Raw genomic sequence first — 17228 nt, forward strand, 5'->3', positions numbered from 1 at the left:
GCGAAAGGCTGCGGCCCGCAATGAAATCCCGTTCCGCTCAGGAACGGAAGCGCAGATTTCGCCGCGTCAGCTGGCTGACCGAGGTGCAGCCCATCAGCTTCATGCCGCGCTCGATCTCGGTGCGCATCGTCTCCAGCGCCCGTTCGACGCCGGGCTGTCCGGCAGCGGCAAGCGGGAAGAGATAGTAGCGCCCGAGCCCGACGGCCTTCGCCCCCAGCGACAGCGCTTTAAGAACATGCGTTCCCCGCTGCACACCGCCATCCATCATCACGTCGATCCGGTCGCCCACGGCGTCGACGATCTCGGCCAGCTGGTCGAATGCGCTGCGCGAGCCGTCGAGCTGGCGCCCGCCATGATTGGAAAGCACGATACCGCTGCAGCCGATCTCGGCCGCGCGCTTGGCGTCTTCGACCGACATGATGCCCTTAAGGCAGAATGGCCCGCCCCATTCGCGCACCATCTCCGCCACGTCGTCCCACGACATCGAGGGGTCCAGCATCTCGGTGAAGTATCGGCTGATCGACAGCGCGCCGCCGTCCATCTTGACGTGGTTTTCGAGCTGCGGCAGCCGGAAGCGCTCATGCGTCAGCCAGTCGATCGCCCAGGAAGGCTTGATCGCGAACTGGGTCATGCCGGCAAGATTGAGCTTGAAGGGAATGGCAAAGCCCGTGCGCTTGTCGCGCTCGCGGTTGCCGCCGGTGATGCTGTCGACCGTCAGCATCATCGCCTGCACGCCGGCATTTTTCGCTCGCGCCATCATCTCGCGGTTGAGGCCGCGGTCCTTGTGGAAATAGAACTGATAGACCTGCGGCCCGTTGCTGATCTGTCTCGCTTCCTCCAGGCTGATCGTGCCGAGCGAGGAGACGCCGAACATCGTGCCGTGTTTTGCTGCCGCCGCCGCGACCGCCCGCTCTCCCTGGTGGTGAAAAAGGCGCTGCAACGCCGTCGGCGAGCAATAGACCGGCATTGCGAGCTTCTGCCCCATGACGGTCACCGACATGTCGACCTCGGCCACACCGCGCAAAACGTCAGGCACCAGATCGCAAGCCTCGAAGGCCGCTGTATTGCGCCGGTACGTCACCTCGTCATCGGCACCGCCGTCGATATAGTCGAATATCGGCCCGGGAAGACGCCGTTTGGCCATGCGCCGGAAATCGTGAAAATTATAGCAGTCTGTCAGGCGCATTTGTTTCCTCGATACCCTGTTCCCGTGTGAGGAAGATCCGCCCTTCGTGGTGAAGGGCGCAGCCTCGCTCAGGGGACGATCAGCGTTCCGACGCCGTGCTCGGTGAAGATCTCGAGCAGGACGGAATGGGCGGTCTTGCCGTTCAGGATGACGACACCCTGCACGCCGGCCTTGATCGCATCGATGCAGGTCTCGACCTTCGGGATCATGCCGCCCGAAATCGTACCGTCGGCGATCAGCGCATGCGCTTCGGCGACGGAAAGCTCCTTGAGGAGCTGGCCGTTCTTGTCGAGCACGCCCGGCACATCGGTGAGGAACAGCAGCCGGGTGGCGTTCAGCGCACCGGCAATGGCGCCGGCGAAGGTATCGGCGTTGATATTGTAGGTGGCGCCGTCGCGGCCAGGCGCCACGGGCGCGATGACCGGGATCATCTCGGAGCGGGCGAGCAGATCGAGCAGCGTGCGGTCGACCTCGACCACTTCGCCGACGAAACCGAGATCGAGCACGCGCTCGATGTTCGAATCCGGATCCTTCACGGTCTTGCGCGCCTTTTCGGCGAAGACCATGTTGCCGTCCTTGCCGCAAAGGCCGATCGCCCATTCGCCGGTCTGGTTGATGAGGGCGACGATTTCCTTGTTGATCGAGCCGGCGAGCACCATTTCGACGATCTCGACCGTCTTCTGGTCGGTGACGCGAAGCCCGCCCTCGAATTTCGATTCGATGCCCATCTTGCTCAGCATGGCGCCGATCTGCGGGCCGCCGCCGTGAACGACGATCGGGTTGACGCCGGATTGCTTCAAGAGTGCGATGTCGCTGGCGAAGGCCTTGCCGAGCTCGGGATTGCCCATCGCGTGGCCACCATATTTCACGACAATCGTCTTGTTCTCGTAACGCTGCATGAAGGGCAGTGCCTTGGCCAGAAGCCGTGCCTGCATTTCGCTTTCGGTTTCGTTCATGGGAACCCCGCAGAATTGTTCGCGGCCTTTTATCGTAAGTTTCTGACAGAGGGAATAATCCAGAGGGCAATAGTTTTTCGTATCTGGCGCGAAGCCGGCGGCCGCTACCGTCCGGCGCACGCAAGCTTGAGATGAGGAACGGCATGCAAGGCGATGAGATTGCAGACCTGATCGGCCGCGTCGCATTGAGCGATCGCAGGGCCTTCGTTGCCCTTTACAACCAGACTGGGCCGAAACTTTTTGCGATCTGCCTGCGTATCTTGAAGGATCGCTCGGAAGCCGAAGAGGTCCTGCAGGAAGTCTATATCAGCATCTGGCAGCGCGCTCGCAGCTTCTCCGTCGCTTCGGGTTCGTCCGCGGCCTGGCTCGCGTCGATTGCCCGCAACCGGTCGATCGACGCGCTGCGGGCGCGCAAGCCCATCGCCGACGAATTGGATACGGTCTATGATCTTGCCGATGCCGGACCAGACCCGGAAAGACAGACGATGACGAAGGATGAAGGAAGGCGGATTGACACCTGCATGGAAGAGTTGGAAGCTGATCGCGCGGTCGCGGTGAAACGGGCTTATGTCGAAGGGCTGAGCTATCAGGAGCTGGCCGATCAGTTTGGTGTCCCGCTGAACACGATGCGGACCTGGCTTAGGCGCAGCCTCTTGAAACTGAGAGAGTGCATGGAACGATGACATCGCCCGACAAAAGCAAGGGAGACCGCTCCCGCGACGAGGTTCTCGCCGGCGAATATGTGCTTGGCGTCCTATCGATGCAGGACCGTCGAGTGGTAGAAGAGCGGATGCGCCACGACCGGCCCTTCGCTGCGATCGTCAGCCGCTGGGAAACCAACCTCTCCGCCTTCAACGACGAGTATGAAGGTGTCGCTCCGAACCGGGAAACCTTCAAGCAGATCGAGGCGCGGCTTTTCGGCGATGGCCAAAAGCCCGCATCCTTTTCGCAAGGGCTATGGAATTCCGCCGTTTTCTGGCGCTCGCTGAGCTTCGCCTGCGTCGTCGTCGCCGTCAGCGCCGTCATCTTCGCCTCCGGCGTGGTGCCGCAGCCGCAGGGACCGGCACCGCTGGTGGCCTCGCTTTCGGGCCAGAACAGCACCGTCAACCTTCTCGCCTCCTACGAGCTGCAGAGCGGCCGGCTGAAGATCGTGCCGGTCGCGGCCGGCAAGCCGGAGGAGAAGTCGCTGGAACTCTGGCTGGTGCCGGGCAGCGGCCTGCCGAAATCGCTCGGCGTCTTCCAGCCGGGCGAGAGCGGTGAACTTGTCATTCCCGCCGATCTGCGCAGCCAGGTCGCCGATGGCGCAACACTTGCCGTTAGCCTCGAACCCTTCGGCGGCTCGCCGACCGGCCAGGCGACCGGCCCGGTGATCGCAAGCGGTCCCCTGCGCCGACCATAAATCATTTTCTCCTGCCTGAAACTCTTCCGCGCGGCCCTCCGTAGTTCGAAATGTCCGGACGACGCTCAGGCATAAAGCCCGCGGATGGTATCCGGTGAGGAGAAAATCATGATCAAGTCCGTATTGCGCGGCTTCGCGCTCGCCACCGCCATGTCCGCTGTCGCCTTCGCCGCCGCGAAAAACCCGGTGGTTGGCGGTGCTGCGATGTTCGATAGCAAGAACATCATCGAGAACGCCGTGAATTCAAAGGATYACACGACGTTGGTCGCAGCCGTCAAGGCCGCCGGCCTGGTCGGCACGCTCGAGGGCAAGGGTCCTTTCACCGTCTTTGCGCCGACCAACGAAGCTTTCGCCGCGCTGCCGAAAGGCACCGTCGATACGCTGCTGAAGCCGGAAAACAAGGCGACGTTGACCAAGGTTCTGACCTGCCACGTCGTTGCCGCCGATGCCATGGCCAAGACCGTTGCCAAGATGATCAAGGATGACGGCGGCGAGCACGACATCAAGACCGTCGGCGGCTGTGTGCTGAAAGCCAAGGAGAGCATGGGTAAGATCACGCTGACCGATGAAAACGGCGGTGTCTCCCATGTAACGATCGCCGACGTCAAACAATCGAACGGCGTCATCCACGTCGTCGACAAGGTGCTGCTGCCGAAGATGTAAGCCCGCTCGTATCGGCAGACGCATTGGGGCGCTCCTTGGGGGCGCCCCAAACACAGATTGATGAGGTGGCTAGCGCATAACCCCGAAAATCGGAATCGATTTTCGGAAAGGATTACGCGCAGATTCAAAGTGATAGAGCGTCCTTAGCGCATCTGAAAAGACGCGCGGCACTCTATTGGGCTGCTTCAACTCTCGGGAAGACGAGGCTGACACTCATGCCGGTGTCAGGGGACGAGGCGACTTCAACTTCGGCGCGGGCATTCTGTTTCAGCGACTGTACGATCATCGCGCTGAGCTTCCCGGGCTGCGGCCAGGTCACATCTTGGGGAAGACCGACCCCGTTATCAGCAACGGTGATCCTGCACCCGGTATCGCTGACGACACAGCGAAGCGTGATTTCTCCGCCATCGCGCCCCACGAAAGCATGCTTCAGCGTATTGGTGAGGAGTTCGTTGATGACGAGGCCGGCCGGCATGGCGACATCGACGGAAACCGGCCAGGTATCGACCTTCATGTTCAGCCGGATCCCTTCCACGGCATGGGCCGCCATCACAGAAGCGGCAATCTGGCTCACATAGGTGCCAAGATCGATCGTTGCGCCCTTCTCTTCGTCCGACAGCGAGCGATAGAGCAGAGCCAAGGCTTCAATCCGCCCGGCAAGGCGTGCAAACCTTTCGCTTTCCTCATTCTGTTGAGCATTGCGCGCCTCCATTCGGATGAGCGCCGTGATCATCTGAAGATTGTTCTTCACGCGATGCTGAAGTTCCCGCAGCAGGACATCTTTCTCCGTCAGCAGTTCGCCGAAGCTCTCAGCGGCCGCCGCCTCATTGCGGGCAGCAAAGGCCACCAAACGGAAAAGCGGGGTGTCATCATCGTCGACGATGGTATTCGACCAGACATCGATAATGACAGTGTTCTCGGATTCGGCCACGAGTGAGAAGGTACCAATATACTCTTCCGCAGAGGTCACAGCGGCTGTGAGCGGCACCTCTCCGGAGACTGCGGTAGACTTCAATTCAATGTCCGTCCAGGGCCTTCCCTGAACCTCGGTTGCCTCAAGCGCTGTCAGCCGTTCGAATTCGAGGTTGACGTAAATCAGCGGCTCGTCGCCACCGAGTTCGGAGACAGCCACCGCGAATGGCACATGATCGAGAAAGTGTCGAAACCGGTCGTCATCAAGGGCTTCGGCAAGATGGGGCAAGTTGCCGACGCCTTCCGGCGAAATCGGCTGGTCTTTGCTATCGGTCATCAAATATTACTCGTGGACGCGGCTGCTCCCGCACAGCAGGAGAATTAGCGTTGCTTTAAAAGCCGCGGGGACGCAAGCGCAATCAGCGCCGGCCAGTTCATGCGTTCGCAGTCTCTGCCATTGACGCTTCCTTGGTGCGGGTGAATGCCGGGACGCCTTCGGCCATGCTGCAGCGCGCGATCTGCAAGCCCGTCGCTTCAGGCGAGGTTTAAATTTCGAGCCTTGTCGATCGGGTTGTGATCTCAGCGGGCCCTGGCGCGTTTCGCAATGAGGGCAGAGGTGGCCGACACCCGGTTACTCTGTTCTCTCGCAAGCCGGGCCTCCCGAAGCCGCAACGTCTTTGCCTGTTGCGACTGGGCGTCGGATTCGAGCTCCTCGGCCGCCTGGTTCTTCGCGAAGAACTGGGTCTGGACGTTGCCGAAGGCGATCTCCGCCCGCTGCCGAGATTTGCTGTATGTCTCTGTCATATTGGCTCCGATATGGGAGGGCTCGACGCGCGAGCGAAAACAAAAAGGCCAGGCAAATCGCCTGGCCTTGAATGGATAACGTGCTTCCGGCAGTGCCAGTACATCCGTGGTCAAAGGGAAGCAGATACCGATTTAAGCGTTCTGGAGATTGCAAGCGGACATCTTGCCCGACTTGTTATCACGCTCGAGGTCGAAGCCGATCTTCTGGCCTTCGACGAGGTCGCGCATTCCGGCGCGCTCGACGGCGGAGATGTGAACGAAGGCGTCGTCGCCGCCATTATCAGGCTGAATGAAGCCGAAGCCTTTGGTGGAATTGAACCATTTAACTGTGCCAGTGGCCATGATGATGAACCCTTTCGTAGCAATATTGAAGAACCGCAACGCCAAGGCGATGCGGATGGTGATAGCGATTTTTGAAAGGAAGTTCGTTCAGAGCGCGGTGCCAATCGCGCGATAACCAAGCCAGCAAGCAAAATTCGATGCTCGCTATCTAGCTCATCAAAGCCGCTTCGTCAACCTTTAGTTTTCAACTGGAAACAGATTCAACTTTTGGATGTCGCGGAGGCCTTTACACCAGACAAGTCGCCGCGTCCGGGGCGCGTACGCCCTCTACTTCCAGCGAGCGATACCGACGGTTTCGGCGATCGCCTGGCGCAGTTCGTCCAGCCCGTCGCCCTTTTCGGACGAGGTGGACAGCACGCCGGGATAGGCGGCCGGGCGCCTGCGGATCTTTTCCGCCGTTTCGGCAAGCAGTTTCGGCACACCGGCCGCTTTGATCTTGTCGGTCTTGGTGAGCACGATCTGGTAGGAGACCGCGGCCTTGTCGAGCAGATCAAGCACGTCATCGTCGTTCTTCTTGATGCCGTGGCGGCTGTCGATCAGCACATAGACGCGCTTCAGCGTCGCGCGGCCGCGCAGATAATCGAAGACGAGCTTGGTCCACTTGTCGACCTGCTCCTTCGGTGCCTGCGCGTAACCATAGCCCGGCATGTCGACGATCGCCGTTGGTGGCAGGTCGCCGCCTTCGCCGGAATAGCCGTCCGGAACGAAATAATTGAGTTCCTGCGTGCGTCCCGGCGTGTTCGAGGTGCGCGCCAGACCCTTCTGGCCGACCAGCGCATTGATCAGCGAGGATTTGCCGACATTCGAGCGACCGGCAAAGGCCACTTCCAACGGCCCTTCCGGCGGCAGGAAATTCAGGGACGGTACGCCGCGGATGAAGATCCATGGGTGGCCGAAGAGCGGCTTTTCGATGTCGGACATGCGGGCTCGGCAATCTCTGGGTTCGGTCTTTTACCGGGCTTCATGGTTTTACGGGCGGATGTCAAGCTTCGAGGCCGTTTGCAGGCTTCTTCGTCCGCTGCCTGGAAAAGAAAAAGCCCCGCCGGAGCGGGGCTTGGCGTCATTTCGACGGCGCCGTTTTTCGTCGGAACAGACCCTTCAGATTGTCGAAGAGTTCGACCTTKACGCCGTGGCGCTTCATGATCACCGACTGCTGCGCCACCGAGAGCGTGTTGTTCCAGGCCCAGTAGATGACCAGGCCGGCCGGGAAGCTTGCCAGCATGAACATGAACACCAGCGGCATCCAGGTGAAGATCATCGCCTGCGTCGGATCGGGCGGCGTCGGGTTCATGCGCATCTGCAGGAACATGGTGACGCCCATGATCAGCGGCCAGACGCCGAGATGCAGAATGGTCGGCGCCTCGAAGGGCAAAAGGCCGAACAGATTGACGATCGTCGTCGGATCGGGCGCCGAAAGGTCCTTGATCCAGCCGAAGAACGGCGCGTGCCGCATTTCGATGGTGATGTAGATCACCTTGTAGAGCGAGAAGAAGATCGGGATCTGCAGCGCCACCGGCCAGCAGCCGGCGATCGGATTGATCTTTTCTTCCTTGTAGAGCTGCATCGTTGCCTGCTGCAGCCCCATGCGGTCATCGGCGAATTTCGCCTTCAGCTCCTCCATCTTCGGCTGCATGCGCTTCATGTTCGCCATCGAAGCGTACTGCTTGCTGGCGAGCGGGAAGAACAGGAGCTTGACGACGATGGTGGTGCACAGGATCGCCACGCCGAAATTGCCGAAGAAGCGATAGAAGAAGTCCATCAGCTTGAACATCGGCTTGGTGATGAAATAGAACCAGCCCCAGTCGATCAGCCGGTCGAACTTCGGGATCGAGTAGCTGGCCTCATAGCCGTCGATAACAGGCACTTCCTTGGCGCCGGCGAAGACGAGGTTCTTGAGTTCGATCGATTGGCCCGGCGCGACGGTGAAGGCATCGTCCTTGTAATCGGCCTGATAGCGCGGCTGGCCATCGGCAAAGTGGGAGAAGCGCGCCTCATAGGCGGCACTTTGCGGCGGAACGATCGTCGCCGCCCAGTATTTGTCGGTAATGCCAAGCCAGCCGCCGGTGGATTTCGCCGGCATCACGGCTTCCTTTTCGGCGGCGCTATATTTGGTTTCGATCAGGCCGTCATCGCCGATGACGCCGATGAAGCCTTCATGCAGCACGTAGACGGAGGGCGTCGTCGGCTTGTTGTAGCGCGTCACGCGGCCGTAGGAAGACAGCGAAGCAGGCGCCTGGCCGGCATTGCTGATCTTGTCGGCGACGGTGAACATGTAGCGTTCGTCGACGGAAATCGTGCGGGTGAACGTCAGGCCCTTGTCGTTGGTATAGGTCAGCGTCACCGGCGTCTTTTCGGTGAGCTTGGCGCCTTCAGGCGCGGTCCAGAGCGTCGAGGCGCCGGGAGCGTCGCCCGTCGCGTCGCTGCCGATATAGCCGAGCTCGGTGAAATAGCCGTCCTTGGTCTCGGCCGGGCTGAACAGCGTGATGGTCGGGCTCGAGTCGTCGACGGTCTCGTGATAGCCCTTGAGCTTCAGATCGTCGAGGCGGGCGCCGGCAAGGTTGATCGAGCCGGAAAGTGCCGGTGTGTCGATGACGACGCGCGGGGTCTTTGCCAGCGCCTGCTCCAGCGTCGCCGTCGCGACCGCCTGGCCGGAAGGTGCCGTACCGCTCGGCTGGGCCGGCGTCTCGCCGCCGGCTGCCGGCTGCTGCACCTGCTCGGTCTGCTGCTGCGCCTTCTGGGCTTCCTGCGTCTTGCGCTGGGCCTCGATGCGCGGATTCATATAGAGAAACTGCCAGCCGAGGACGATCAGCACCGAGAGAGCGATCGCAATGAAGTAATTGCGGTTGTTTTCCATCATACGTTCCTGGGGCGTCCGTCTCCGGAGCGCCGGTGTTTCGGCCTGGTTTCCACGCGGGATTTCAGTTCCGCGGCCAATTCCTGGAAGGACGCGTCAAGCACGTCCCTGCGCGCGACAACCACATAGTCGTGTCCGGGCTGCATTGCAAACCCCGCATGAAGCCGCACCGCCTCTTTCAGGCGGCGGCGCATGCGGTTCCGTTCGACCGCGTTGCCATGTTTTTTGGTGACTGTAAAACCGACGCGTGCCTGGCTGTCGGGTTCCTTCCGGTCGAGGACTTCGAGAAGGAAGAGGCCGCCCCGGCGTTTTTCGCCCTCGCGCGCGGCAAGAAACTGCGGGCGGCTCTTCAGCCGCCCGACAGTGTGTTTCTTCTCACTGGTCGTCAATTCGCCCGCCATCTCTTACCGGGCAACCCGGCCTTACGCCGACAGACGATTGCGGCCCTGCGCGCGGCGGGCTGCGATGACCTTGCGGCCACCCTTCGTGGACATGCGCGCACGGAAACCGTGGCGACGCTTGCGAACAAGCTTGGATGGTTGGTAGGTACGCTTCATTTATTTTAAACACCGCGGAGTGCGGCCCTTCTTGAATTTGCATAATGCAAGGAGCGTTGTTTTTCGAACGGGCGGGCCATGAAAGGCTTGAGTGACCGAACGTGCGCGGGCTTATAAGGATGAAGCCCGTAAAAGTCAATTATGTCGGATAATTTCACTCTGCGCTGCCGGCCTCGAAAGTAATTTCGCACTCTGGTGTTAAGAAATGAGGCCTGCCCTGAGTGGTTGTAGTTTTGCACCGAGGCAGGTCGATTGCCCCGGTTTTCAGGCGGTTACGCCTTCCGGCCGCATTCGGCATGGATCATTTCCGAAGCCATAATCGTAAATATTAGAAATCTAACTTTAATAAATTTCGCCGATATTCAACGTATCGACTGGGAATTTGCTTTCCAGGCAGTGGCGTAGCTAGGAGCATTGCATTGAAGATCCGGGGCAAAATTAATCTGCTGGTTTGCGTGATGGGCGCGGTCGCACTTCTGATCGGCGCAACGGCATTGTCCGCCATGCACGAATACAGTCGCAACCTGACGGCTTACGAGCAGGCCGCCGCCCGCGCCTATGCCGGCGAACGCCTCAACCGTTTCGTCACGGCTGTGGTCATGGAGGCGCGCGGCATCTATGCCGCCAAAACGATCAAGGACACGCCGAACTTTGCCAAGGGCCTGATGGCCGACCTCGACGAGATCGACAAGGTCATCTCGGGTTGGGCGCCGCTCGTTCCCGAGAGCGAGAAGGCCGATTTTGCCAAGCTTGTCGCCCGCGCCGCGGAATTCCGCACCTTCCGCACGGAAACGGCCCGCCTCGGCACGGAAGTCGGCCCCGAAGCCGCCGGCCAACAAGGCAACAATGACGCCAACCGCGCCAACCGCAAGGCGTTCCAGGCGGAAATCGATGCCGTCGTCGCCACCGACAAGGCAGCACTGGAAACCGTCAATGCCGAGATCGAGAGCTTCCGCTCCTGGGTGCTGATGCTCGTGCTCAGCATCACCGGCATCGGCATCGCGGTCGGCATCGGCATGGGCTTCTATATCGGCACCAGCCATCTCAGCCGCCCGATCAAGCGCGTCACCCATGCGATCAAGGAAGTCGCCGACGGCAATTTCGACGCCGAGGTTCCCTTCGCCGGCCGTCCGGACGAAATCGGCGAAATGGCCGCCGCGGTTGCGGTGTTCAAGGCGAACGGCCTTGCCGTCAAGCGCCTGAACGCCCAGGAAGCGGCGATGCGTGCCAAGAGCGACGACCTGCAGTCGAGCATGTCAGTCGTCGTGGCTGCGGCTGCGGCCGGCGATTTCGGCCACCGCATCAGCAAGGACTACGAGGACGACAACCTCAACCAGTTCGCCGGCAACATCAACACGCTGCTGTCGAGCGTCGATGCCGGCATCGGTGAGACCCGCCGCGTCGTCGCAAGCCTTGCCGAAGGCGACCTCACCCAGACGATGAGCGGCAACTTCCAGGGAGCCTTCGCCGAGCTGCAGCAGAACGTCAACAATACCTTCGTCACCCTGCAGGCGACGATGCGCGAAGTGCGTGAGACGACGGAAGCGATGAACGGCAACACCGCCGAGCTGCGCAATGCCAGCGATGACCTGTCGAAGCGCACCGAGCAGCAGGCGGCCGCCCTCGAACAGACTTCGGCAGCCCTCGACGAGATCACCGCCGTCGTCCAGAATTCCACCGAGCGGGCCCATGAAGCCACCATCATGGTGTCCGAAGCCAAGGAGAATGCCGGCCGCTCCGGCGTCGTCGTGCGCAATGCCGTCGAGGCCATGGGCCGCATCGAGCAGGCCTCGCGCGAAATCAGCCAGATCATCAACGTCATCGATGAGATCGCCTTCCAGACCAACTTGCTGGCGCTGAATGCCGGTGTCGAGGCGGCACGCGCCGGCGATGCCGGAAAGGGCTTCGCGGTGGTGGCGCAGGAAGTGCGCGAACTCGCCCAGCGTTCGGCAACGGCTGCCAAGGACATCAAGGCGCTGATCACCAAGTCGGGCAACGAGGTGCAGGTTGGCGTCAAGCTGGTCCAGGCGACCGGMGAGGCGTTGGCCGAAATCGGCACCCGCGTTATCGCCATCAACGACCATATCCATTCGATCGCGACGGCTGCGACCGAACAGTCGACCGGCCTCAAGGAAGTCAATACCGCCGTCAATCAGATGGACCAGGTGACACAGCAGAACGCTGCGATGGTGGAAGAGACCTCTGCCGCCACGCACAGGCTCTCGGCCGAAGCCGGTGGACTAGTGCGCCTCATCGCCCGCTTCAAATTGTCCGATGATGCGCCGGCACCCGTGGCGCTCGTCCGCAACGAGCCGCAAAGACCGGTTGCCTCGCCCGCCCGCCGTGCGATCGCCAAGGTCGCCCGCGCCTTCGGCGGTAATGCGGCCGCAGCCGAGCAGAGCTGGGAAGAGTTCTAAGCTTTACTGACCACGCGCCATTTTAACGCCGCCTCCGGGCGGCGTTTTCTTGTGGCGACATGACGCTGCTCGCAAAGATTTGAAAGCGGAGCGTATTGGTCTAATATGGAGCTCAACGGTAAGGGCGGCTGACGTGCTGCCGATCGGGCGAGACGACAATGCCGACAAGAGACCAGGGCGATAATCCTTCGGCGGAAGACCCGGCGGCCGGCGAGGCCGCAAGGGCGCCGTGCCCGTCTGCCGGCCTGTTCGGCGGCATTTCCGGCAAGCTGCTCTGGCTCACCGTCTTCTTTATCATGCTCGCCGAAATCCTGATCTTCTTTCCCTCGGTCGCCAGCATGCGCATACGGTGGCTGGAGGATCGGCTGAATACGGCCGCCGCCGCCGCCATCGTCATCGATGGGCTGCAGCCGGTCGAGCTGCCCCGCGCGCTGCAGAAGGAGACGCTGGAGGCGACCGGCACCAAGGCGATCGTGCTGCGCAAGGACGGCACCTCGCGGCTGCTGGCGACGACCGATATGCCGACCTCCGTCGACGAATCCTACGATCTGACCGACGTGCCGCCGGTAACGGCGATCCGCGATGCGCTCGACACGCTGGTCTTCGGCGGCGGCAGGATGATCCGCGTCTATGGTCCCGTCGGCGACACCAACACCGGCGTCGAGGTGGTGATGAAGGACCGGCAGTTGCGCAGGGCGATGTTCGTCTATTCCCGCAATGTCCTGTTGCTGTCGGTGCTGATCTCGCTGTTCACGGCGACGCTGATCTTCTTTGCGATCAACCGCATCCTCATCGGCCCGATCCGCCGGCTGACCGGCAGCATGCAGCAATTCTCCTCCGATCCTGACAACCCGGCCCATATTTATATCGGCGATGGCGGCCGCGACGAACTGGCGGTCGCCGGCCGCAACCTCACCTCAATGCAGATGGAGCTGCAAAAGACGCTGAAGCAGCAGAAGAACCTTGCCGCTCTGGGCCTCGCCGTTTCCAAGATCAATCACGACATGCGCAATATCCTGGCCTCCGCGCAGCTGATGTCGGACCGGCTGGTCGACGTCGATGATCCGATGGTCAAGAGCTTCGCTCCGAAGCTGCTGCGCACCATCGACCGCGCCGTCGGTTATACCACCGAGGTGCTGTCCTACGGCAAGGCGAGCGAATCCGCACCGCGCCGTCGCCATATCCTGCTTCTGGAGCTCACCCAGGAGGTCAAGGATATACTGGCGATCGATCCGCAAAGCGGCATCGAATTCGTCGAGCAGATCGGCGCCGATCTCAAGGTCGATGCCGATGGCGAACAGCTTTTCCGGGTCATCCACAATCTCTGCCGCAACGCGCTGCAGGCACTGACCGCGCCGAGCGAGGGCGCGCCYGGCGCCTTGAGGCGCATCACCGTCGCCGCCCAGCGCGTCGGCAGCGTCGTCAGCATCACGGTGGATGATACCGGCCCCGGCATGCCGCTGAAGGCGCGCCAGAACCTCTTTGCCGCCTTCCGCGGCTCCGCCCGTTCCGGCGGCACCGGCCTAGGCCTTACCATCGCCCGCGAGCTGGTGCTCGCCCATGGCGGCACCATCGCCCTGGTGGAAAAACCGACGGTCGGCACGCAGTTCCGCATCGAGATCCCCGATCGCCCGGTTTCGCTGGAGGATTACCGCAGCCGGACGCACATTGAAAAGTGACGGGGTTTCGCAAGGCGCGGCTGCTGGCAGACAAAGACGCGATTTTTTCAGAAATGCTCTTGCATTGTCCCGAAGGACGTTTTAGAGGATCGCCACGCAAGCGGCACCGCCGCATTTTGCACGCACCCGTAGCTCAGCTGGATAGAGCACCAGACTACGAATCTGGGGGTCAGGAGTTCGAATCTCTTCGGGTGCGCCATTCTTCCCAATTACTTAGCCCAGAGCCGCAGGCTCACGGTATGACCGGGTGCGCACGGGCGGCATCATGTGCCAAAGCCCCTGGCCTCATTCCTTGATCGGGATTCCGGCTTCGATTGCAGCGTCGATGAACGCCTGTCGCGCCTCTTCCCGGTTCCGTTTTCCCGACATCACATCCGCGCAAACCGCACAGGCCCTATCCAAGGCGGGGCCCTCTTCGGTCGGCCAGTCCTCAACCAGCGCCCACGTTGCGGCCTGGGTCGTCTGGATCACCACCCACTGATCCGGGCCTTCAAGAGCGAGCGTTACCGGCTTCTTCCAAATGGTTTGCATGATCTCAGGATCTCCGCTGCGTGCTTTCTGTAGGCTGCTCACATAACGCGGTTCATCCAGTGTGGCGAGTGCGGTATGAACGAGATGCTTTTCTCGATCAGCGAACTGCTGGGATGTGCATTTCGAAAAGGGTTTCGTGCCGCCGTTTTGCGCGCTTATGCGACGCCTCTTAGAACTCCTGAACGAATTCGCATGCCAGCAATGTCTTGCCGGGCAAGGCATTACCTTGGCGGGCAACGATGGAGACCTTTCCGGGGCCGGCCATTCCGGGTTCGGGCTGCAGATCCGCCGGCAGCGCGCGCGAATAGCCCTTGGTGGATGTGCCGAGCAGGTCCGAGGTCTCCGCCTTCAAACCGTATTTTGCGGCCAGATCGTCGGCGCGTTCGCCTTCGACCAAAATTCCAACCGCGTTGCTTGCAAAGAAAACCTCGGTCGACTTAAAGCCGTCGCGGTCTATCTGGTTCGGGAGTTTGTAGATCGCCGCACCCAAAGACGACGTGTCCGGCTTGGCCAAAGCTTCCACGACATCATAGATCTTCATTGCCGATGTCATCGTATAGGGTGGCTTGCAAAGGGCTGCGTCAAAGAACTTGTCATTGGCCGAATCGGCCAGAACCTGTCCGGCCTGAAATGCCGCAAAAGCGACGCACGCGGAGAAGGCGGCGTAACGAATGGATTGAGCGTTGTGCATGGAATAGTCCTGAGAATGCTGTAGCGGGTTGGTATTCGTTGCAATGCATCCGGATGCTTAGGGGATTCGAAGCAATAGTGCTACCTTAAGTTTAGCCTCTCGACATTTTCGGAAGGGCTGCCAAATGTTTAGCGGGGGTGGCGGTCGATGGCGAATGGGACCAATCCGACGCGTCCGGATCAGAGTCTGGACAGTTTTCGCGGAGACGGAAATTTAAATGACGTCACTCACCCAGGCGCAAATCGCCGAATTTCAGGGCATCGCAAGCAATGCTCCATCGATTTCACCAAACAATCCAAAGTCTCTTCTCAAGGCCACGGCTAACCTGCTGGATGAAGACGATCTGCGGAGCATCGCGCGCGCTGACTACGGCAACGACACCGATGAACATCTGGCCGGGCTCGTTGACATCGTCCGGCTGTGCGAATTGCCCTCGCCATTGAAATGGCATCCCCGCGAGGTTCTGGAACTGACCCGCTGGTCTGAACCCGAACAACAGGATCCCGGTATGGCGGCGAGACTATCCAGGCAATGCGCGTTCGCTTGCACAGTTCTCCTCGTCTCCTATGGCGATCCGCGCAACGCGGGTGCCTCTTATGGCAGCAACCAGACACTCATAAGCTTGGTCGGCAGCCTGGAAGCGCTCGGGTTGGACGTCGAGGATGAGGTTCTGTCGCTGTTGTCCTGGCTTATTCCGCGCCTGCCCGAACATGAAGCGGGAGAAATCCCCTTCTTCGGACTGGCCATGCTGTGGTTCGCGCTCGGCCGCCGGCACCAATGGAACGACGCAGCACTTCTCGGTCTCTGCGAGTGGATCATGGTCACCGAGGAGGCAGCCAGGCGCCGCAAATCCATCGGCGTGGGCGCAAGTGGATCGTGGCTGGTTTCGGGAACTGGCTATGACACCCATATCGACCGGTGGCAGAAATTGGGGCGGAGGCTGGTGGATCGGCTCGACATGCGTCACGGCCCGGACGTCAGAGAGGCTGTCCAGCTGATCGGAGCAATGCTGGCATGACTGCGTCCAATGAGGAGATAGCCCAGCAATTGTACAAACAGAAGCGTTATCAGGAAGCCTTGCCTCTGCTGGAGGAGGGCGCAAATGCCGGATCTGCCTGGGCTCATGGAGTGCTTGGTTGGATGTATTGGTATGGCCACGCTGTTCGAAAGGATAGAGATCGATCGCTTCACCACTACCAGCTGGCCCATGACGGCGGAGACGACTCCGCCGCACATCCTCTTGGGCTCAGCCATTTCGAAGCGGGACGCCCCGAACTTGCGCTGGAATGGTTCCGGAAAGACCGCCATCGCCCGATATCGTCGCTCTATTGGCAATACAGGACGATCGAGGCGCATCCCCATTTGGCGAAGCATGCCGGCGAAGCCGACGACATTCTGTTGGAGGCAGCCGATAGCGGCCACCTGTTTGCGAAACGCGATGTGGCTTTTCGAATGATGAAAGGGCACAAGCGCTTCGGGACACGACGCCAGGGTTTGTTTCTATGGTTGGGTATCTATCCCGATCTGTTCCGTCTGGGCCTTGCTGATTTGTATGATGAGCGGCTTCGCTAAAGCATGTTGCGCAAAACTGTGCAGCGGTTTTGCGACCACGACATGCGCAAACCAAAGACCTAAAGCGCGTCAAGCGAATCTGAAAGATCGCGACGCGCTTTAGCGGAAACCGAGATATCGCAGCGCCGATCCGAAGGCAGGAAAGTCATGATCGCAGCCTATATCGATGAAATCATCATGTTTTGCGCCGGCCTCTGGATGACGTCCGTGGGCTTTGGTTATCTGCCATATCCAGGCAAGCCGGCCAGCCGGCCGCCGTTGGTTCGCCATTTCAAGTGGATGGGTCCCTTGCTGCTCGCGATCGCCATCGTTCTGGCCGCTGCCTCCTAGAGCCGCGTGCGTGCTCATGCTCGAGTGAAGCAATGACCAATATGTTGGCCTGCCCGTCCTGCGGATTGGACAAAACAGAATCGATCGTCCACGGCGGTTCCTACATTCTCCGATGCGCCGCCTGCGGCGAAACGATTGTTACGACATCGTTCATGGCAATGCTCGACTCGGATCATGAGTGCTCAGCCTTTATCGATCCGGGTCCCGGAAAACCTCCTCCGCCAGAGACGCTCGTCGCGCGTGGACCGCTCCGGCAGATCGCAACGGCAATCAGTGCCGCGGCGAGTGACGGAACTCTGATACGTCTGATCCCTGAAGCGAAGGATTGAAGTCCG

Annotated in this window: 20 protein-coding genes and 1 tRNA gene; 10 read left to right on the forward strand and 11 right to left on the reverse strand. The window is 60.7% G+C overall.

Annotated features, from left to right (window positions below; all coding sequences use genetic code 11):
• Nucleotides 1-37: 37 nt before the first annotated feature.
• Both AC1ECN_RS02230 and argB read right to left on the reverse strand, forming a co-directional pair.
• A complete protein-coding gene (locus tag AC1ECN_RS02230; protein ID WP_018068725.1) occupies nucleotides 38-1186 on the reverse strand; it encodes an alpha-hydroxy acid oxidase in 1149 nt (382 codons plus the stop codon).
• Nucleotides 1187-1254: 68 nt separating this feature from the next.
• Nucleotides 1255-2142: an acetylglutamate kinase gene (gene argB, locus AC1ECN_RS02235; RefSeq protein WP_018068726.1), complete on the reverse strand. Its 888-nt coding sequence runs from the start codon at nucleotides 2140-2142 to the stop codon at nucleotides 1255-1257.
• A gap of 143 nt (nucleotides 2143-2285) precedes the next feature.
• Here argB and AC1ECN_RS02240 point away from each other — a divergent pair, with 143 nt between their 5' ends.
• The 3 genes from AC1ECN_RS02240 to AC1ECN_RS02250 all read left to right on the forward strand — a co-directional run bounded on the left by AC1ECN_RS02240 (nucleotide 2286) and on the right by AC1ECN_RS02250 (nucleotide 4204).
• Nucleotides 2286-2825, forward strand: a complete 540-nt coding sequence (locus tag AC1ECN_RS02240; protein WP_018068727.1) for a sigma-70 family RNA polymerase sigma factor — start codon at nucleotides 2286-2288, stop codon at nucleotides 2823-2825.
• On the forward strand, nucleotides 2822-3541 hold the full coding sequence (locus AC1ECN_RS02245) for an anti-sigma factor (protein WP_024323872.1): 720 nt from the start codon (nucleotides 2822-2824) through the stop codon (nucleotides 3539-3541). Before AC1ECN_RS02240 ends, AC1ECN_RS02245 begins: the two co-directional genes overlap by 4 nt.
• Before the next feature lie 108 nt (nucleotides 3542-3649).
• Nucleotides 3650-4204 carry a fasciclin domain-containing protein gene (locus AC1ECN_RS02250; RefSeq protein WP_477952057.1) on the forward strand — a complete coding sequence of 185 codons (555 nt, stop codon included), beginning with the start codon at nucleotides 3650-3652 and terminating at the stop codon, nucleotides 4202-4204.
• 172 nt (nucleotides 4205-4376) lie between these two features.
• Here the strand turns inward: AC1ECN_RS02250 and AC1ECN_RS02255 are convergent, their stop codons facing one another.
• The 7 genes from AC1ECN_RS02255 to rpmH all read right to left on the reverse strand — a co-directional run bounded on the left by AC1ECN_RS02255 (nucleotide 4377) and on the right by rpmH (nucleotide 9673).
• On the reverse strand, nucleotides 4377-5453 hold the full coding sequence (locus AC1ECN_RS02255) for a sensor histidine kinase (RefSeq protein WP_130656308.1): 1077 nt from the start codon (nucleotides 5451-5453) through the stop codon (nucleotides 4377-4379).
• A gap of 242 nt (nucleotides 5454-5695) precedes the next feature.
• A complete protein-coding gene (locus AC1ECN_RS02260) occupies nucleotides 5696-5920 on the reverse strand; it encodes a hypothetical protein (RefSeq protein WP_018485371.1) in 225 nt (74 codons plus the stop codon).
• A gap of 132 nt (nucleotides 5921-6052) precedes the next feature.
• Nucleotides 6053-6262 carry a cold-shock protein gene (locus AC1ECN_RS02265; RefSeq protein ID WP_018244551.1) on the reverse strand — a complete coding sequence of 70 codons (210 nt, stop codon included), beginning with the start codon at nucleotides 6260-6262 and terminating at the stop codon, nucleotides 6053-6055.
• A gap of 267 nt (nucleotides 6263-6529) precedes the next feature.
• Nucleotides 6530-7183, reverse strand: coding sequence for a ribosome biogenesis GTP-binding protein YihA/YsxC (gene yihA / locus AC1ECN_RS02270; RefSeq protein ID WP_130671848.1), 654 nt, complete (start codon nucleotides 7181-7183; stop codon nucleotides 6530-6532).
• Between the two features lie 139 nt (nucleotides 7184-7322).
• The gene (gene yidC, locus AC1ECN_RS02275; protein WP_130671849.1) at nucleotides 7323-9116 is read right to left on the reverse strand and encodes a membrane protein insertase YidC; all 1794 of its coding nucleotides are present in this window, start codon (nucleotides 9114-9116) and stop codon (nucleotides 7323-7325) included.
• On the reverse strand, nucleotides 9116-9517 hold the full coding sequence (rnpA, locus tag AC1ECN_RS02280) for a ribonuclease P protein component (protein ID WP_064245136.1): 402 nt from the start codon (nucleotides 9515-9517) through the stop codon (nucleotides 9116-9118). The genes yidC and rnpA overlap by 1 nt, the downstream gene beginning before the upstream one ends.
• A 21-nt stretch (nucleotides 9518-9538) precedes the next feature.
• Nucleotides 9539-9673 (reverse strand): 50S ribosomal protein L34, encoded by a 135-nt coding sequence (gene rpmH, locus AC1ECN_RS02285; RefSeq protein WP_003545006.1) that lies wholly within the window; start codon nucleotides 9671-9673, stop codon nucleotides 9539-9541.
• 419 nt (nucleotides 9674-10092) lie between these two features.
• On the opposite strand from rpmH, the gene AC1ECN_RS02290 reads away from it, so the two are divergent.
• The 3 genes from AC1ECN_RS02290 (at nucleotide 10093) to AC1ECN_RS02300 (ending at nucleotide 13968) form a co-directional block, all read left to right on the forward strand.
• Nucleotides 10093-12090: a methyl-accepting chemotaxis protein gene (locus AC1ECN_RS02290; protein ID WP_130660792.1), complete on the forward strand. Its 1998-nt coding sequence runs from the start codon at nucleotides 10093-10095 to the stop codon at nucleotides 12088-12090.
• 158 nt (nucleotides 12091-12248) lie between these two features.
• Nucleotides 12249-13769, forward strand: coding sequence for an ATP-binding protein (locus tag AC1ECN_RS02295; RefSeq protein ID WP_130656305.1), 1521 nt, complete (start codon nucleotides 12249-12251; stop codon nucleotides 13767-13769).
• A gap of 122 nt (nucleotides 13770-13891) precedes the next feature.
• A tRNA-Arg gene (locus tag AC1ECN_RS02300) sits at nucleotides 13892-13968 on the forward strand.
• Between the two features lie 86 nt (nucleotides 13969-14054).
• Here AC1ECN_RS02300 and AC1ECN_RS02305 read toward each other — a convergent pair.
• Both AC1ECN_RS02305 and AC1ECN_RS02310 read right to left on the reverse strand, forming a co-directional pair.
• Nucleotides 14055-14300, reverse strand: a complete 246-nt coding sequence (locus AC1ECN_RS02305; RefSeq protein WP_012755837.1) for a DUF982 domain-containing protein — start codon at nucleotides 14298-14300, stop codon at nucleotides 14055-14057.
• Nucleotides 14301-14469: 169 nt separating this feature from the next.
• A complete protein-coding gene (locus AC1ECN_RS02310; protein ID WP_130671850.1) occupies nucleotides 14470-14991 on the reverse strand; it encodes a hypothetical protein in 522 nt (173 codons plus the stop codon).
• 217 nt (nucleotides 14992-15208) lie between these two features.
• Here AC1ECN_RS02310 and AC1ECN_RS02315 point away from each other — a divergent pair, with 217 nt between their 5' ends.
• From AC1ECN_RS02315 to AC1ECN_RS02330, 4 genes are all read left to right on the forward strand, one after another.
• Nucleotides 15209-16009: a hypothetical protein gene (locus AC1ECN_RS02315; protein ID WP_130671851.1), complete on the forward strand. Its 801-nt coding sequence runs from the start codon at nucleotides 15209-15211 to the stop codon at nucleotides 16007-16009.
• Entirely contained in the window at nucleotides 16006-16563 is a 558-nt protein-coding gene (locus AC1ECN_RS02320) for a tetratricopeptide repeat protein (protein ID WP_130663977.1), read from the forward strand. Before AC1ECN_RS02315 ends, AC1ECN_RS02320 begins: the two co-directional genes overlap by 4 nt.
• A 147-nt stretch (nucleotides 16564-16710) precedes the next feature.
• A complete protein-coding gene (locus AC1ECN_RS02325; RefSeq protein ID WP_017958768.1) occupies nucleotides 16711-16893 on the forward strand; it encodes a hypothetical protein in 183 nt (60 codons plus the stop codon).
• Between the two features lie 32 nt (nucleotides 16894-16925).
• Nucleotides 16926-17222 carry a hypothetical protein gene (locus AC1ECN_RS02330; protein WP_130660799.1) on the forward strand — a complete coding sequence of 99 codons (297 nt, stop codon included), beginning with the start codon at nucleotides 16926-16928 and terminating at the stop codon, nucleotides 17220-17222.
• Nucleotides 17223-17228 lie beyond the last annotated feature (6 nt).

It is taken from the genome of Rhizobium sp. 01N447_2 (assembly GCF_056399245.1).

What these genes read in the sequence shown, in the direction of transcription:
- AC1ECN_RS02310 (WP_130671850.1), bottom strand. Translation starts at nt 14,991, where the DNA reads ATGCACAACGCTCAATCCATTCGTTACGCCGCCTTCTCCGCGTGCGTC.
- AC1ECN_RS02265 (WP_018244551.1), bottom strand. Translation starts at nt 6,262, where the DNA reads ATGGCCACTGGCACAGTTAAATGGTTCAATTCCACCAAAGGCTTCGGC.
- AC1ECN_RS02255 (WP_130656308.1), bottom strand. Translation starts at nt 5,453, where the DNA reads ATGACCGATAGCAAAGACCAGCCGATTTCGCCGGAAGGCGTCGGCAAC.
- AC1ECN_RS02230 (WP_018068725.1), bottom strand. Translation starts at nt 1,186, where the DNA reads ATGCGCCTGACAGACTGCTATAATTTTCACGATTTCCGGCGCATGGCC.
- argB (WP_018068726.1), bottom strand. Translation starts at nt 2,142, where the DNA reads ATGAACGAAACCGAAAGCGAAATGCAGGCACGGCTTCTGGCCAAGGCA.
- AC1ECN_RS02305 (WP_012755837.1), bottom strand. Translation starts at nt 14,300, where the DNA reads ATGCAAACCATTTGGAAGAAGCCGGTAACGCTCGCTCTTGAAGGCCCG.
- yihA (WP_130671848.1), bottom strand. Translation starts at nt 7,183, where the DNA reads ATGTCCGACATCGAAAAGCCGCTCTTCGGCCACCCATGGATCTTCATC.
- AC1ECN_RS02325 (WP_017958768.1), top strand. Translation starts at nt 16,711, where the DNA reads ATGATCGCAGCCTATATCGATGAAATCATCATGTTTTGCGCCGGCCTC.
- rpmH (WP_003545006.1), bottom strand. Translation starts at nt 9,673, where the DNA reads ATGAAGCGTACCTACCAACCATCCAAGCTTGTTCGCAAGCGTCGCCAC.
- AC1ECN_RS02240 (WP_018068727.1), top strand. Translation starts at nt 2,286, where the DNA reads ATGCAAGGCGATGAGATTGCAGACCTGATCGGCCGCGTCGCATTGAGC.
- AC1ECN_RS02260 (WP_018485371.1), bottom strand. Translation starts at nt 5,920, where the DNA reads ATGACAGAGACATACAGCAAATCTCGGCAGCGGGCGGAGATCGCCTTC.
- AC1ECN_RS02245 (WP_024323872.1), top strand. Translation starts at nt 2,822, where the DNA reads ATGACATCGCCCGACAAAAGCAAGGGAGACCGCTCCCGCGACGAGGTT.
- rnpA (WP_064245136.1), bottom strand. Translation starts at nt 9,517, where the DNA reads ATGGCGGGCGAATTGACGACCAGTGAGAAGAAACACACTGTCGGGCGG.
- AC1ECN_RS02320 (WP_130663977.1), top strand. Translation starts at nt 16,006, where the DNA reads ATGACTGCGTCCAATGAGGAGATAGCCCAGCAATTGTACAAACAGAAG.
- AC1ECN_RS02330 (WP_130660799.1), top strand. Translation starts at nt 16,926, where the DNA reads ATGACCAATATGTTGGCCTGCCCGTCCTGCGGATTGGACAAAACAGAA.
- AC1ECN_RS02315 (WP_130671851.1), top strand. Translation starts at nt 15,209, where the DNA reads ATGACGTCACTCACCCAGGCGCAAATCGCCGAATTTCAGGGCATCGCA.